Genomic DNA, 15,726 nt, shown 5'->3' with positions numbered 1-15,726 from the left:
ACCATAGGGCGATTCCGTGCCAAATTGAAACGTTTAAATCTGATCATATTAGAAATATTTTGCATTATGGCAAATTTCTTCGAGCGGCCTCGCCTCGGGAAACCGGGCTGCCCGATCAGACGACAACGGCGACGGATTTCCTGGCTATGACCGCAGCGCTGAAATCCTGGCGATCTTTATCAACTGTTAACCATAAAAAACCTATTGTTAAAGCGATGTTAAAACTTGCGTCGTCTGCCTGATCGCCGGTTTGTCCACGTCATTCTCACCGGCCTGTCGTCATTGGCCGGCAGAGATGCCTTGGTGAACTTTCGATCCGGCATCGGCCAGATTCGCCGGGTGAAGAGGAATGAATGTGAGGGGCGCCGCCACACGTCTGTCGACGTCGCGGAAAGCAGCAACCATGCTGCTTGCCTGCACGCTTCTTTGCGCGTCCGGAAACGCCTTTGCCCAGAGCGTGGTCACGCCGGTGCCGACTGCGGCTCCTTCCCGCGACGGAACGCCTCCGGGCGTCCCGGCGGAAGAGGCGGAGGCAAACACGACGCAGGCCACAGCCGCATCCGCACCGCAGCAGCTATGGCGGCCTTCCAACAATCCCGGTGATCCTATCTTTGAACAGCAGGACGAGGCGGGACAGCCCTATGCCGAGGCCGAAAACCCCTATGAACCAACGGTCGATGGTGGCGAAAACCCGCAAGTACCGACTCAACCCGGACAGACGCCCGGGATCCGGCTCGGCACATTCCTGCTGCGGCCTTCGATCAGCCAGACGATCAATACGGAAAAACAGAGCAATACCGGCGGGCCTTCAAGACGCAATTACCTGACAACGGGCATACGTGGGACGCTGACCAGCGACTGGTCCCGCCACGCGCTGACCGTGACGGGCGACGGCGCCTGGGAAAGGAATTTCGGCAGCGACAAGGATGGCGAAGAGCCGAGGGCAAGGCTCGAGGCCGATCTGCGCCTCGATCTCGGTGAAGAAACGACCGCCAATCTTACGGCCGGTTACGAATTCAGCCGCGAAGATACGACAGATCCCAACGCTTTGACCGGCGCATCGGTGCAGGGCGGCGAACACCGCTTCACGACCGGCGCATCCATTGAACGGGATTTCGGCAAGCTGCGCGGGTTGGCGGCGCTCGATCTTTCGCGAACGGTCTATACGGATGCGAAGGGCCTGAACGGCCAGCCGATCAGCCTGAGCGACCGCGACCAGAAGGCTGCAAACCTGCGCGGTCGCATTGGCTACGAATTGTCGCCGGCCTTGATCCCCTTCCTCGAACTGAACGTCGGAACGACGAAATATGACAGCCGCCTGGATAATTCCGGTTACGCCCGCTCCTCGAATTCCTACGGTGCGAAGATCGGAACCGAGGTAGACCTCGGCGAGAAGACACGCGGCGAGGCCGCAATAGGCTACCTGCGCAAACAATATGACGACGACCGCCTTGCCGCCATCGGCGCATTGACGTTGGACGGCGAACTGAACTGGTCACCCCAGCGCGGTACCAACGTTAATCTCGGGCTGCGCACGATGATTGAGGACTTCGCCGGCGGCCCGCAGGGTGGCTGGATTTCCTATCGCCTTGACGCCGGTCTGACCCACGAATTGCGCAGCAATCTGGTTGCTCGACTGACGGGGCAGATCGTTCACCGCACCTTCCCCTCCTCCGACATCGATAATGTCGTGGAATATACCGCAGGCGCCGGCCTGACCTGGGGCCTGAACCGCTATCTCGATCTGACGGCAGATGTCAGCTACCAGTGGACGCCAGTTTATGACAGCAACGAACTGCGCGTCGGCGCAGGGCTTGTCCTGAAGCGATAAACTGTCTCCAAAACAGAAATCCCGGCGCGAAGGCCGGGATCCCAATCTCATATTTTGGCTGAATTACTTCAGGCCGTCGATAAGTGCCTTGATCGGCTCCTCGATCGCAGGACGAATATCGCCGCGCTCCAGAGCGAAGGCGACGTTGGCGAGGATGAAACCATCCTTTGCACCGCAATCGAAAGTCTGGCCGCGGAAATGATAGCCGGAGAATTCCTGCGACTTGGCGAGCGTCAGCATGCCATCCGTCAGCTGGATTTCATTGCCGGCACCGCGTTCCTGATTTTCGAGAATGTCGAAAATCTCCGGCTGAAGGATGTAGCGGCCGTTAATATAGAAATTCGACGGCGCCGTGCCCTTGGCCGGCTTTTCGACCATTTCGGTGATCTTGAAACCTTCGCCAACGGTGTCGCCCACGCCGACGATACCGTATTTATGCGTCTGGTCGGGAGCGCATTCCTGCACGGCGATGACGTTGCCGGCGGTCTGGTCGTAAAGTTCGACCATGCCCTTCAGGCAGCTTTTCTGCGAGTGCATGATCATGTCAGGCAAAAGCACGGCGAAAGGCTCATCACCGACGATATCACGCGCGCACCATACCGCGTGGCCAAGGCCGAGCGGCACCTGCTGGCGCGTGAAGCTTGCCGTGCCCGCCTTGGGCAGAAGGCCGGCCAGCAATGTCAGCTCGGCATTCTTGTTGCGCTCACGCAGCATCTGTTCGAGTTCAAATTGAATATCAAAATAATCTTCGATAACCGCCTTGCCGCGGCCGGTAACGAATACAAAATGCTCGATGCCCGCTTCCGCCGCCTCATCAACGACGTATTGAATGACAGGCTTGTCGACGACGGTGAGCATCTCTTTCGGAACCGCCTTGGTTGCGGGCAGGAAACGCGTGCCGAGACCTGCGACCGGAAATACGGCCTTCCGAATTTTCTTCTGTTCTACCACATATCCCTCCTGAGAGATAAAACTTGATCACAATCCCCGCACGCTGTTGTTATTTCAAAAATAACAACGTTTTGTAAAGGGTGACGCTACCATCTATTAATGGTAAAGAATTTGTTGACGTTCTTTTGTTATCCATGATGACGCCCGATGCGTTTTCGCAATCGAAATGACATTCGAGAGAACGAAAGACTGACGATGACAAAGATGATCCTTTCAGGTGTCCGCAAATTCGGCTGCATGATGGCTGCAGGTCTGGCAATCTCGCTGGCGCCCGTTTCTGCTCACGCAGATGCGGGGTTCAGACAGTGGATCAACCAGTTCTACGCAACAGCCGCGAAAGAAGGCATTAGCAAGGCCACATATCAAAAGGCCTTTGCCGGCGTCAGCGAGCCGGATCCGGACGCGCTGCGCAAGGCAACCTTTCAGCCGGAATTCACCACTCAGGTCTGGGATTATCTCGATTCCCGCGTTAACCCCTATACGGTGCGGATCGGTCGGGAAATGAAGATGAAGCATGCGACGACCCTCAACTGGATCGAGCGCAACTTCAATGTCGACAAGCACATCATCCTCGCCATCTGGTCGATGGAATCGAATTACGGCGCCGTTCTCGAAAAGCCGGAGCGACTGCACAATATTCCGCAGGCGCTGGCCACACTCGCCTATTCCGATCCCAAGCGCGCCAAATTCGCGCGCACGCAATTGATCGCCGCGCTCAAAATCCTGCAGGCCGGCGATGTGACGCCGAAGCAACTGACGGGTTCCTGGGCAGGGGCCATGGGCCACACCCAGTTCATCCCGACCAGCTATCTGCTTTATGCGGTGGACGCCGATGGCAACGGTAAGCGCGATATCTGGCATTCGGTTCCCGATGCGCTGGCAACCGCTGCCAATCTTCTTTCCAAGAACGGCTGGGAGCCCGGCCGCACCTGGGGTTATGAAACCGCCGTACCGCGTGGCGGCGCGCGTTATGAAGGCCAGACGAAGACCATTGCCGAATGGGCAAAGCTTGGTTTTACCCGTCCGAACGGGAAGAATTTCACACGCGGCTCCGACCGCGCCATGCTGAAATTGCAGGGGGGCGCAAACGGCCCCGGTTTCCTGATGATGAAAAACTTCTTCACCATCAAGAAATACAACGCATCGGACAGCTACGCGCTGGCAGTTGGCCTGCTTGCGGACGAAATTGCCGGTTATGGCGGCATGCAGCAGAAATGGCCGCGTCCGGACGGCACGCTGGATATTCGTGAAAAATTCGAACTCCAGACGCGCATGAAGGAACTGGGTTATTACGATGGCGAAATCGACGGCAATTTCGGCTCCGGGTCGAAGGCCGCAATCAGCGCCATCCAGTCGCGCATGGGCATGGAAAATGACGGCCAGCCGTCGCAGCGATTGCTGAGAGCCCTGCGCAATTAATAATGTGCCGGCGAATTCGGCGACGGTCGTTACCGCCGCCGAACCATCCGGAAAGGTCGGTGCCATGAGTAGGAAACCTGCGGCGAAAAGCGGAAAGACAGGTTGGCGTGTCTGCGCCATCATCCTTTGTGCTGCGCTGTGCACGCCGCTCGTCCCTTCCCAAAGCTTCGCCCAGGAACAGCGGCGTACCCTGTTCGAAATGCTGTTCGGCAGGCCTGTAGGCCGGGAGGATGCGCCCAGCCGCGAATACCAGCCCCGCAACCGCCGGGATTTCCCATCAGCCCCACGCGAAAGAGCCGTCACTCGCCCGCAACCCGCGAGAAAAGCGCCTTCGGTGGTTCAGATGCGAACCATAAAACCGGAACCCGCCGCCAAGCTTGAAAATGCAAGGCGCGTGCTGGTCGTCGGTGATTTTCTGGCCGGCGGCATGGGGGAGGAACTGGTCAACGCCTTTGCCAGTTCACCGGCAATCGCCGTCGATGTGCGGGCAAACGGCTCCTCAGGTCTCGTTCGCACTGATTATTACGACTGGTTCGCCAATCTGCCGCAATTCATAACCGAGACTAATCCGGCGACGATCGTCATCATGATGGGATCGAACGATCGCCAGCAGATGCAGATCGGCGATATCAGGGAAAAATTCGGCACCGATGTCTGGTTCAAGGAATATGAACGGCGGATCGATGAACTTCTGACTATTGCGGGCCGCAAGAAGGTGCCGCTGTTATGGGTTGGTCTGCCCGCCTTCCAGTCGCCCTCGCTCACCGCCGATCTGGTCGGCTTCAACCGGCTTTATCGCAGCCATGTCGAGAAATATGGCGGCGAATTCGTGGATGTGTGGGACGGCTTCGTCGACGAGGCGGGGAAATTCGTCATTACCGGTTACGACATGAACGGTCAGCAGGCCCGTCTGCGCGAAGCCGATGGCGTCGGCATGACAAGCGCCGGCAAGCGCAAACTTGCTTTTTACGTCGAGAAATTCGTACGCCGGCACCTCGACAGCGCCGGCCCTGATCTCGTGAAACTGGACGGCAGCAACCTGCCAGCGCTTACTTCGCTGCCGGCGCTTGGCATCGACGCGGGACAGGTGCGCACGCAACCGATCAGCCTTACCGATCCGGCGCTTGACGGCGGCGACAAGCTGCTTGGCGATACTCCCCTGACAGCAGGACCAACACGCGTATCGGTGGTGGAATCACCACGCGAGCGGCTGACCAAGCGCGGCGAGATGGCCGATGCGCCGGCAGGCCGCATCGATGACTACCGTATCGTCCCGGATACGGCACAGGCCAGACAATAGACGCTACATCACCAGCATGAGAGCCCGTGAGGGCGTAATGTTTAGGCAATCCGAAAATGGCAGGATAAGTGAAGCTCTGCAGGAATGCGGTCTGTAACCGCGTTTTTGCAAGGCGATATTTCTTCGTTACATCCACGAAGCTGTTGTTTTATTTCATGCGCGGCCCTGCGGGGAAAGTGCGCAGACATTGCCGAGAACACGTCATGCGCCTGCTGCTTGTTGAAGACGAACGCGAAATGGCAGCAGCCCTGTCCGCCGCCCTGCACCGGTTCGATATCATCGTGGATAATGTCGGGACGCTCGACCTTGCCCGCCATGCGATCATGGACGGTGTTCACGATCTTGTCGTGCTTGACCGGCAATTGCCCGATGGCGATGGCATCGAACTCATAGAAGATCTGCGCCTGCTGCCCATCACCCCGCCCGTCATCGTGTTGACGGCGCAGGGAACACTTGCCGACCGGGTGAACGGTCTCAACCTTGGAGCGGACGATTATCTCGGCAAGCCCTTCGCCGTCGAGGAGCTTCTTGCCCGTATCCGTGCCCTGATGCGCAGACCGGCAGGCGCGGTGACGATGACGGCGAGACTGGGCAAGCTGGAATTTTGCTTCGAAACCCGGGAAGTGCGCATCAAGGGGGAGTTTATTCCCCTGACCAGACGTGAACTGCTTATTCTTGAAGCCCTGTTGCGTCGGCAGGGCCGAACGGTGCTTCGTTCGGTGCTGGAGGAGGCCGTCTATAATTTCGACGATGAAATCCAGTCCAATGCGCTTGATTCCCATATTTCACGCCTGCGCCGCAAATTGCAGGCGGCGGATGCAGGCCTTGAGGTCCACGGCATTCGCGGTGTTGGTTACCTTCTGAGGGCGGCCGCATGAAGCTGGCCAGACGGAAGTCGCTCAAACATCGCCTGACAATTCAATTGCTGCTGTTCCAGATCGGCAGCCTTTTCATCGTCAGTGCGGCCTTCGTCGCTTACCTGTCGAGCGGCGGCGCAGGCAGCGCCCTGCTCAGCCCCCAGGCAGCCCAGATCACCGCCAATGCAATCATGCGGGACAAGGATGGCCGGCTGAGGCTGGAGGAAACGGAGGAGTTTGCCGAGCTGCGCAACGACATGCCCGATTTCTGGTTCGTTGCGGTCAGCGAAAAAGGTGAAATCGTGCAGGGCGGGCCGGTACCGGAGGTTTTCAGCAATATGGATCAACAGCTTAGCGACATCAAAGTCTCGGATGTTCGCGACGCGGCATTGTCCTATTCCTATCTCGCCGTCGTGCGCATCGCCGTCGTTCGCCGTGCTTCGGGGCCGGCTGGTGAATTCGTCATGATCGGCAAAGGCGGCCCGTTCAGCATGACATTCCCGGTCCTGCTGTTTTCCAACATATTGATCATGCCCATCCTTATTCTCATGTCCATCGTGACGATCGTGACCATTCCCTGGATCATCCGCAGGGAATTTCTTGCCCTTTCCGCCATTGCGCATGCGGCGGAAACCATCGATATCGACAGACGCGGATATCGATTGCCTGATAGTAACATTCCACAGGAAGTGCAGCCGCTCGTGCATGCCGTCAACGGCGCGCTGCAGCGGTTGGACGATGGTTATGAACGGCACAAGCGTTTCATTCTCGATGCCGCCCATGAATTGCGCACCCCGGTCGCCATTCTCCAGACCCGCGTTGAAACGCTGCTCGACGGGCCGGACCGGAGCAGGATATTGGCCGATGCCAGCCGTATCGCCGTGCTTGCCGAACAATTGCTCGATCTGCAGCGACTTGGCGGGCAAAAGGCGCCCCTTATCCCGCTTGATCTTGTCGGTCTTTGCCGGTCGGTCGTGGCGGACATGGCGCCGCTTGCGATTTCTCAAGGATACGGGCTTTCATTCGAGCCGGAGGAAGAACCGATCCTCGCCCTTGCGGATGACGCCTCGCTGCAGCGCGCCCTTATGAACATCGTGCAAAATGCCATCGAACATGGCGGCAATCGCGGAACCATCAACATAAAAGTCGGGGCCAACCGCGTGATCGACATATCCGATGAGGGCCAGGGAATTCCCGAAGAGGACCGGGAAGCCGTGTTCGACGCGTTCCATCGGTTAAGGCCCAAGGATCGCGGCACCGGACTCGGTCTCAACCTCGTACAGGAAATCGTCCGATACCATGGCGGAGAGATCACCATTGGTGATTCCCCTACCGGCGGCGCCTCCTTCCGCATCAGCCTCCCCTATTGCTGAAACGATCCCGTCTTCGGAAACACGTAATGTCATTGCAATTCTAAGGCGCGATATAGTGTCCGTCCCCTGAATGCGAGACCTTCATTGCATTTCGGTTCTCCAGTCAAACAAAAGGCCTGTTGTGAAACACAACAGGCCTTTCTGTTTTCGGATGGCGACCTGCGCCGCATCGACTGGCTTAGCGCGGCAGGACGGTTGCGCCCATCAGCGCCTCGTCGATTGCGCGTGCCGCCTGGCGGCCTTCACGGATGGCCCACACAACCAGCGACTGGCCACGACGAACATCACCCGCCGCCCACAGCTTGTCGACCGAGGTTCTGTAGTCCGTCTCATTGGCGACCACATTGGTAGAGCCGCGGCGATCGGTGTTGAGCGTCAGCTTGCCATTCATTTCCTTCAGCACGCTATCGGTGAAGGGGCCGGAGAAGCCGATGGCGATGAAGGCGAGATCGGCCTTGATGATGAATTCCGTGCCGGCGATGGGCTTGCGGCGATCATCCACCTGACAGCACTTCACACCGGTCAGAACGCCATCTTCGCCAACGAATTCGAGCGTGGCGACCTGGAACTCGCGGATGGCGCCTTCTGCCTGCGAGGAAGAGGTGCGCATCTTGGTTGCCCAGAAGGGCCAGACCGCGAGCTTGTCTTCCTTTTCCGGCGGCATCGGGCGGATGTCGAGCTGCGTGACTTTCACCGCACCCTGACGGAAAGCCGTACCGACGCAGTCAGAGGCCGTATCGCCGCCACCAACGACGACGACATGCTTGCCGCCGGCGAGGATGGGATCGGCAGGCCAGCCGATGCTGTCGATGTTTTCGCGGCCAACGCGGCGGTTCTGCTGCACGAGGTAAGGCATGGCGTCGTAAACGCCGTTGAAATCAGCGCCGCCGATACCGGCCGGGCGCGGGGTTTCCGAACCGCCGCAATAAAGCACGGCATCGTGGTCTGCCAGAAGCGTCTCAACCGTCACATCCACGCCGACATTGACGCCGCAATGGAAGGTAACGCCTTCGCCCTTGATCTGCTCGACACGGCGGTCGATGAAGTTCTTCTCCATCTTGAAATCAGGAATACCGTAACGCAACAACCCGCCGGGCTTCGATTCACGCTCGTAAACATGCACTTCATGACCGGCGCGGCCAAGCTGCTGTGCGGCCGCCATGCCCGAGGGGCCGGAACCGATGACGGCAACTTTTTTCCCGGTGTGGATCGTTGCCGGCTTCGGCACGATAAAGCCCAGCTCATAGGCCTTGTCGGCGATGGCCTGCTCGACGGTCTTGATCGCGACCGGTGCATCCTCGAGATTCAGCGTGCACGCCTCCTCACAAGGCGCGGGACAGACGCGGCCGGTGAATTCCGGGAAGTTGTTGGTGGAGTGGAGGTTGCGGATCGCCTCTTCCCAGTTGTTGTTATAGACTAGATCGTTCCAGTCGGGGATCTGGTTGTGCACGGGACAGCCGGTCGGGCCGTGACAATAGGGAATGCCGCAATCCATGCAGCGCGCCGACTGCTTCTGCACCTCGGCATCCGACATCGGAATGGTGAATTCGCGGAAATGGCGGATGCGGTCCGATGCGGGCTGATACTTGCCCACCTGCCGGTCGATCTCCAGAAAACCTGTAACCTTGCCCACGTTTATGTCCTCACATCAAAGCGGAGCGCCTGTCGGGCCCCAGTACCAGTAAGCGAAACCAAAAGCCGCCCCCAGCACGATGAACTCAAATCCGGTCTCGCCGCTCGTCCAGTAGATCGCCGTGGGAACGGCGACCGCGATCATCAGCGAGACCAGTTGGTGTAGTATCCTCACGCGGCGGATTACTCCGCCGCCACGCCCATGCGCATGCGCTCCATTTCCTCAAGCGCACGACGGTATTCGACCGGCATGACCTTGCGGAACTTCGGACGGAACTCGCTCCAGCGGTCGAGTATATCCTTGGCGCGCGACGAGTTTGTGTAGTGGAAATGGTTGGAGATCAGCTGGTAGAGACGCTCCTCATCGTGGCGCGTCATGTCCTCGGAAACGTCTACACGCCCCTTGTGCATGAGGTCGCCGCCGTGATGGTGCAGCTTCTCCAGCATGTCGTCCTCTTCCGGAACCGGCTCCAGCTCGACCATGGCCATGTTGCAGCGTGTGGCGAAATCACCCGTCTCATCGAGAACATAGGCCACGCCACCGGACATGCCGGCCGCGAAGTTACGGCCCGTTTCGCCGAGAACGACCACGATGCCGCCAGTCATATATTCGCAACCGTGATCGCCGACACCTTCGACAACTGCGACCGCACCGGAGTTGCGCACCGCAAAGCGCTCACCCGCGACACCGCGGAAATAGCACTCGCCGGTGATTGCGCCATAAAGCACGGTGTTGCCGACGATGATCGAGTTCTCCGCGACGATGCGGGTGTTTTCCGGCGGGCGCACGATGATACGGCCACCCGACAGACCCTTGCCGACATAGTCGTTGCCGTCACCCACCAGATCGAAGGTGATGCCGCGTGCCAGGAACGCGCCGAAGGACTGGCCCGCCGTACCCTTGAGGGTGACGTGGATCGTATCGTCCTTCAGGCCCTTGTGGCCCCAGCGCTTGGCAAGCGCACCCGAAAGCATGGCGCCGGCGGAACGGTCGACGTTCTTGATCGGCACTTCAAAGACCACGGGCTCGCGGTTTTCAAGCGATGGCAGCGACTTCTCGATCAGCTTGCGATCGAGAATATCGTCGATCGGGTGCTTCTGGCGCTCGGTCCAGAAGGTTGCCTCCTTCGGAGCCTCGACCTTGTGGAAGATGCGGCTGAAATCCAGACCCTTGGCCTTCCAGTGCGCCAGCATCTCATCCTTCTCCAGCAGTTCGGAAGCGCCGATGATCTCGTCCAGCCTGGTAACGCCAAGCGAGGCAAGGATTTCGCGCACTTCTTCGGCCACGAAGAAGAAGTAGTTGATGACGTGTTCCGGCGTGCCCTTGAAGCGCTTGCGCAGAACCGGATCCTGCGTCGCGACGCCCACCGGGCAGGTGTTGAGATGGCACTTGCGCATCATGATGCAGCCGGCCGCTATCAGCGGCGCGGTGGCAAAGCCGAATTCATCCGCACCGAGCAGCGCGCCGATGATGACGTCGCGGCCCGTCTTCAGGCCGCCATCCACCTGCAAGGCGATGCGCGAACGAAGGCCGTTCAGCACCAGCGTCTGCTGGGTTTCGGCAAGGCCGATTTCCCAGGGGGAACCGGCGTGCTTCAGCGAAGTCAGCGGCGAAGCGCCCGTACCGCCATCGAAACCGGCAATGGTGATATGGTCGGCGCGCGCCTTGGCAACACCGGCCGCAACCGTGCCGACGCCCACTTCCGACACCAGCTTCACCGAAACATCGGCTTCCGGGTTGACGTTCTTCAGGTCGTAGATCAGCTGCGCCAGATCTTCGATGGAGTAGATGTCATGATGCGGCGGCGGCGAAATAAGGCCGACGCCCGGCGTCGAATGCCGGGTCTTGGCAACGGTCGCATCCACCTTATGGCCGGGCAGCTGGCCGCCCTCGCCGGGCTTGGCACCCTGCGCCACCTTGATCTGCAGCATATCGGCATTGACGAGATATTCCGTCGTCACGCCGAAGCGGCCGGATGCGATCTGTTTGATGGCCGAGCGTTCCGGGTTCGGCTTGCCGTTCAGGAGCGGCATGTAACGGTCGGACTCTTCGCCGCCTTCGCCGGTGTTGGACTTGCCGCCGATGCGGTTCATGGCAATCGCAAGCGTCGTATGCGCCTCACGGCTGATCGAACCGAAGGACATGGCGCCCGTCGAGAAACGCTTGACGATATCGACCGCCGGTTCAACGTCATCGATGGAGACCGGCTTGCGGCCGAGCGCTTCCGCCGACTTGACCTTGAACAACCCGCGAATGGTGTTCATGCGCAGCGCCGTCTCATTCACCATGCCGGCGAATTCGCGGTAACGCTCCTGGCTGTTGCCGCGCACGGCGTGCTGCAGCGAGGCAACCGCATCCGGCGTCCAGGCGTGGCTTTCGCCGCGCATGCGATAGGCATATTCGCCGCCAATATCCAGCGTGTTGGCAAGGATCGGGTCCTTGCCGAAGGCGGCCGTGTGGCGCGTCACGGTTTCTTCCGCAATCTCCGTCAGGCCAACGCCTTCGATCGAGGTGGCGGTGCCGAAGAAATACTTCTCGACGAATTCCGAAGACAGGCCGATGGCGTCGAAAATCTGCGCGCCGCAATAGGACTGGTAGGTGGAAATGCCCATCTTGGACATGACCTTGAGGATGCCCTTGCCGACCGCCTTGATGTAGCGATAGACGACTTCGTCCTCGGAGACTTCCTTCGGGAAAGCGCCGTGCTTGTGCATGTCAAGCAGCGTATCGAAGGCGAGATAGGGGTTGATCGCCTCGGCACCATAACCGGCCAGCAGGCAGAAATGGTGGATTTCGCGCGGCTCGCCGGTTTCCACGACGAGACCGACCGAGGTGCGCAGACCCTTGCGGATCAGGTGATGGTGCACGGCCGCCGTCGCCAGGAGGGCGGGGATCGCGATGCGGTCCGGGCCAAGCTGACGGTCGGACAGAACGATGATGTTGTAACCGCCGCGAACAGCTGATTCCGCACGCTCGCACAGGCGGTCGAGCATATCTGGCATGCCTTCGGCGCCGCGCTCCACATCATAGGTGAAGTCGAGTGTCTTGGTGTCGAAACGGTCTTCCGTGTGGCCGATGGAGCGAATCTTTTCCAGATCGCCATTGGTCAGGATCGGCTGGCGCACTTCCAGACGCTTGGCGCGGGCGGCACCTTCATGGTCGAGAATATTCGGACGCGGACCGATGAAGGACACGAGGCTCATCACCAGCTCTTCGCGGATCGGGTCGATCGGCGGGTTGGTGACCTGCGCGAAGTTCTGCTTGAAATAGGTGTAAAGCAGCTTCGACTTTTCCGACATGGCCGAAATCGGCGTATCGGTACCCATGGAGCCAATGGCTTCCTGACCGGTGGTCGCCATGGGCGACATCAGGAGCTTCGTATCTTCGCTGGTGTAACCGAAGGCCTGCTGACGGTCGAGCAGCGACACGTCGCGGCGCAACGCGCGCGGTTCAACCGGCTTCAGCTCTTCGAGGATGAGCTGCGTGCGGTCGAGCCACGTGCGGTAGGGGTGCTTGGCGGCAAGCTCGTGCTTCACTTCCTCGTCGGAAATGATCGAACCCTTTTCCATGTCGATCAGCAGCATCTTGCCGGGCTGCAAACGCCACTTCTTGACGATGCGCTCTTCCGGCACCGGCAGCGTGCCGGCTTCCGACGCCATGATGATGCGGTCATCATCGGTGACGAGATAACGTGCCGGGCGCAGACCGTTGCGGTCGAGCGTCGCGCCGATCTGCTTGCCATCGGTGAAGGCAACGGCGGCCGGGCCGTCCCACGGCTCCATCAGCGCGGCGTGATATTCGTAGAATGCCTTGCGTTCGGCCGACATGGACTGGTTGCCGGCCCAGGCCTCGGGGATCAGCATCATCACGGCATGGGCCATGGAATAACCGCCGCGCACGAGGAATTCGAGCGCGTTGTCGAAGCAGGCGGTGTCCGACTGGCCTTCGTAAGAGATCGGCCAGAGCTTGGAGATATCGTCGCCGAACAGCGCCGATGAGACGGACGCCTGACGTGCCGCCATCCAGTTGACGTTGCCGCGCAGCGTGTTGATTTCGCCGTTATGGGCGACCATGCGGTAGGGATGCGCGAGCTTCCAGGACGGGAAGGTGTTCGTCGAGAAGCGCTGGTGCACCAGTGCAACCGCGGATTCGAAGCGCGGATCCGCCAGATCCTTGTAATAGGCGCCCACCTGGTAGGCGAGGAACATGCCCTTATAAACGATGGTCGAGGAGGACAGCGATACGGGATAGAAATCCTGCGTCTCCTTGCCGCCGCCCTCGTCATAGATGCGGTTGGACAGTACCTTGCGGATCAGAAACAGCTTGCGTTCGAAATCGGCATTGGTGGCAGCGTCACGCCCCGCGCCGATGAAAACCTGAACATGGTGCGGTTCGGTCCCGGCAATATCCGGAGCCTTGGAGAGCGATGCATTGTCAACAGGCACGTCACGGAAGCCGAGGAACTGCTGCTCCTCCTCGCCGATGACATCGACGATCACCTTCTTGTAGTGCTCGATGCGGGACGGATCGCGCGGCATGAAGATGTGGCCGACGGCATATTCACCGGCCTTCGGCAGCGTCACGCCCTGCGCCGCCATTTCCTCGCGGAAAAAGCGGTCGGGGATCTGCACGAGAATGCCCGCGCCGTCACCCATCAGCGGATCGGCGCCGACTGCGCCGCGATGCGTGAGATTTTCGAGAATGAACAGGCCGTCCTTGACGATCTGGTGCGACTTCTGGCCCTTCATATGGGCCACAAAGCCGACGCCGCAGGCATCATGTTCATTGGCAGGATCATAGAGACCCTGCTTTTCCGGCAAGCCGCCCGCGAAACGCCCCTTCGCAGAAACGGGTGCGGCCGCAGCCGCGGTGGGACAGTCTGTGGTCAGGGTTGCGGCGGCGATCTCTGCCTGCGGCTTGTTCGTCATTTTTGTCCCTCCTGCAATATTACCTGCATGGTTTCATGCGAAGATTCGGCTCGACGCGAATTTTTGCTTCCCGCAAAATCCACACTCAACCCGGCTCGATCAAATTTAGGACAGCAAAGCTGTCTCAATTCGTGAGAATTTTGGCAGAAACCGGTGGATTTAGCAAGGGTACGAATCCAATTAGTCGAACTACCGTTTTGCAGCGAAGTTTCGATACTGACCTATTGCGCGAAACTTTCTTGTCTCAAAGCAGGCCGACCCGTTGCTTTCATTGCTGGATTTGCCAATCGCCACGTTAGGTCCTAGAACTTTTTCCGGTCATCGGCCACGCCTTACCAAATCGAACCCCAGCCATCGGAAAGCCTTCAGAGATGTTTTTTGCTTCAGACAATTGGGCCGGCGCCCATCCGGCCGTCAACGAACGGCTTTCGCGGGAATCCACCCGGTTTGCCGCCGCTTACGGCACCAGCGAACTCGATCTCTCCATCGAAAAGCGCTTCAACGAGATTTTCGAGCGCGAGGTGGCTGTGTTCTTCGTCGCAACAGGCACGGCGGCCAACTCGCTTTCGCTGGCAAGCATCGCCCGCCCCGGCGGCCTGACCTTCTGTCACTCCGAAGCGCATGTGATCGAGGATGAATGTGGCGCACCGGATTTCTTCTCCGGCATGCGTATGGTCGCCGTCGAGGGACCGAACGGCAAGATGCTGCCCGAAAACCTGGTCGAGCGCATTGCGCGTTATCCGCAGGATGCCGTGCATCACGGTCGCGCCGCAGCCATCACCATGACGCAGGCGACCGAGGCCGGGACCGTCTATACGCTCGATGAAATCGACGCCATCGCCAAAATCGCAAAAGACAACGGCCTGCCGCTGCATATGGATGGCGCACGTTTCGCCAATGCGCTGGCCGCGCTCGGCGCCACGCCCGCCGAAATGACCTGGAAACGCGGCGTCGACGTCCTGTCTTTCGGCGGCACGAAAAACGGCTGCTGGTGTGCGGAAGCCATCGTCTTCTTCGATCCCTCGCTCGCTCGGGATTTTTCGTTCCTGCGCAAGCGCACCGCCCAGCTTTTTTCCAAGTCGCGCTTCATCGCCGCGCAGTTCGAGGCCTATCTGCAGGACGACCTGTGGCTCGGTCTCGCCAGCCACGCCAATGCCATGGCCAACCAGCTGCGCGCCGGTTTCGCGTCGCTGAACAGCGCCCGCCTTGCATGGCCGACCCAGGCCAATGAAGTTTTTGCCATTCTGCCGAAGGCTGCCGCCGAAGCCGCCACGGCAAAGGGTGCGAAGTTCTATGACTGGCTGGAGCCGCGCGACATGCCGGAAAAGGTCGGCAAGGATGAAGTGCTGATCCGCATGGTCACCAGCTTCGCGACGACCGAGGCCGATGTCGACGAATTCCTGTCGATCTGCGCCGCCGTCTGAAAGCATCAGG

Annotated in this window: 9 protein-coding genes and 1 pseudogene; 6 read left to right on the top strand and 4 right to left on the bottom strand. The window is 59.6% G+C overall.

Translation table 11 applies throughout. From position 1 onward, the window contains the following. Positions 1 to 349 precede the first annotated feature (349 nt). Positions 350 to 1,831, top strand: coding sequence for a polysaccharide biosynthesis protein UppP (gene uppP / locus AC1ROR_RS13580; protein ID WP_498589713.1), 1,482 nt, complete (start codon positions 350 to 352; stop codon positions 1,829 to 1,831). A 63-nt stretch (positions 1,832 to 1,894) separates the two neighbouring features. Here uppP and galU read toward each other — a convergent pair whose 3' ends face one another. Beyond that, positions 1,895 to 2,782, bottom strand: a complete 888-nt coding sequence (galU, locus tag AC1ROR_RS13575; protein WP_035226781.1) for a UTP--glucose-1-phosphate uridylyltransferase GalU — start codon at positions 2,780 to 2,782, stop codon at positions 1,895 to 1,897. 195 nt (positions 2,783 to 2,977) lie between these two features. On the opposite strand from galU, the gene AC1ROR_RS13570 reads away from it, so the two are divergent. The 4 genes from AC1ROR_RS13570 (at position 2,978) to AC1ROR_RS13555 (ending at position 7,731) form a co-directional block, all read left to right on the top strand. After that, positions 2,978 to 4,201 (top strand): lytic murein transglycosylase, encoded by a 1,224-nt coding sequence (locus AC1ROR_RS13570; protein WP_080838431.1) that lies wholly within the window; start codon positions 2,978 to 2,980, stop codon positions 4,199 to 4,201. 64 nt (positions 4,202 to 4,265) lie between these two features. Continuing rightward, on the top strand, positions 4,266 to 5,501 hold the full coding sequence (locus AC1ROR_RS13565; protein ID WP_142171026.1) for an SGNH/GDSL hydrolase family protein: 1,236 nt from the start codon (positions 4,266 to 4,268) through the stop codon (positions 5,499 to 5,501). 203 nt (positions 5,502 to 5,704) lie between these two features. After that, positions 5,705 to 6,379 (top strand): response regulator transcription factor, encoded by a 675-nt coding sequence (locus AC1ROR_RS13560; protein WP_498589712.1) that lies wholly within the window; start codon positions 5,705 to 5,707, stop codon positions 6,377 to 6,379. After that, positions 6,376 to 7,731, top strand: a complete 1,356-nt coding sequence (locus AC1ROR_RS13555) for a sensor histidine kinase (protein ID WP_498589711.1) — start codon at positions 6,376 to 6,378, stop codon at positions 7,729 to 7,731. The genes AC1ROR_RS13560 and AC1ROR_RS13555 overlap by 4 nt, the downstream gene beginning before the upstream one ends. Positions 7,732 to 7,909: 178 nt before the next feature. Here AC1ROR_RS13555 and AC1ROR_RS13550 read toward each other — a convergent pair whose 3' ends face one another. From AC1ROR_RS13550 to gltB, 3 genes and pseudogenes are all read right to left on the bottom strand, one after another. Continuing rightward, positions 7,910 to 9,364, bottom strand: coding sequence for a glutamate synthase subunit beta (locus tag AC1ROR_RS13550; RefSeq protein WP_035226790.1), 1,455 nt, complete (start codon positions 9,362 to 9,364; stop codon positions 7,910 to 7,912). A gap of 15 nt (positions 9,365 to 9,379) precedes the next feature. Then, positions 9,380 to 9,538: a hypothetical protein gene (locus AC1ROR_RS13545; RefSeq protein ID WP_155275992.1), complete on the bottom strand. Its 159-nt coding sequence runs from the start codon at positions 9,536 to 9,538 to the stop codon at positions 9,380 to 9,382. A gap of 8 nt (positions 9,539 to 9,546) precedes the next feature. Further along, positions 9,547 to 14,193: pseudogene (gene gltB / locus AC1ROR_RS13540) on the bottom strand (glutamate synthase large subunit); the annotation flags it as partial. A gap of 470 nt (positions 14,194 to 14,663) precedes the next feature. Between gltB and AC1ROR_RS13535 the strand changes: the two are divergent. After that, entirely contained in the window at positions 14,664 to 15,716 is a 1,053-nt protein-coding gene (locus AC1ROR_RS13535; RefSeq protein ID WP_498589710.1) for a threonine aldolase family protein, read from the top strand. The last annotated feature ends 10 nt before the right edge of the window (positions 15,717 to 15,726 follow it).

The sequence above is a fragment of the Agrobacterium sp. GW821-FHT14E08 genome, from assembly GCF_058803865.1.
The sequence above is the reverse complement of the archived record's forward strand: the minus strand, read 5'-3'. Positions and strand labels throughout refer to the sequence as shown.

What these genes read in the sequence shown, in the direction of transcription:
- AC1ROR_RS13555 (WP_498589711.1), top strand. Translation starts at nt 6,376, where the DNA reads ATGAAGCTGGCCAGACGGAAGTCGCTCAAACATCGCCTGACAATTCAA.
- AC1ROR_RS13570 (WP_080838431.1), top strand. Translation starts at nt 2,978, where the DNA reads ATGACAAAGATGATCCTTTCAGGTGTCCGCAAATTCGGCTGCATGATG.
- AC1ROR_RS13560 (WP_498589712.1), top strand. Translation starts at nt 5,705, where the DNA reads ATGCGCCTGCTGCTTGTTGAAGACGAACGCGAAATGGCAGCAGCCCTG.
- AC1ROR_RS13565 (WP_142171026.1), top strand. Translation starts at nt 4,266, where the DNA reads ATGAGTAGGAAACCTGCGGCGAAAAGCGGAAAGACAGGTTGGCGTGTC.
- uppP (WP_498589713.1), top strand. Translation starts at nt 350, where the DNA reads ATGAATGTGAGGGGCGCCGCCACACGTCTGTCGACGTCGCGGAAAGCA.
- AC1ROR_RS13535 (WP_498589710.1), top strand. Translation starts at nt 14,664, where the DNA reads ATGTTTTTTGCTTCAGACAATTGGGCCGGCGCCCATCCGGCCGTCAAC.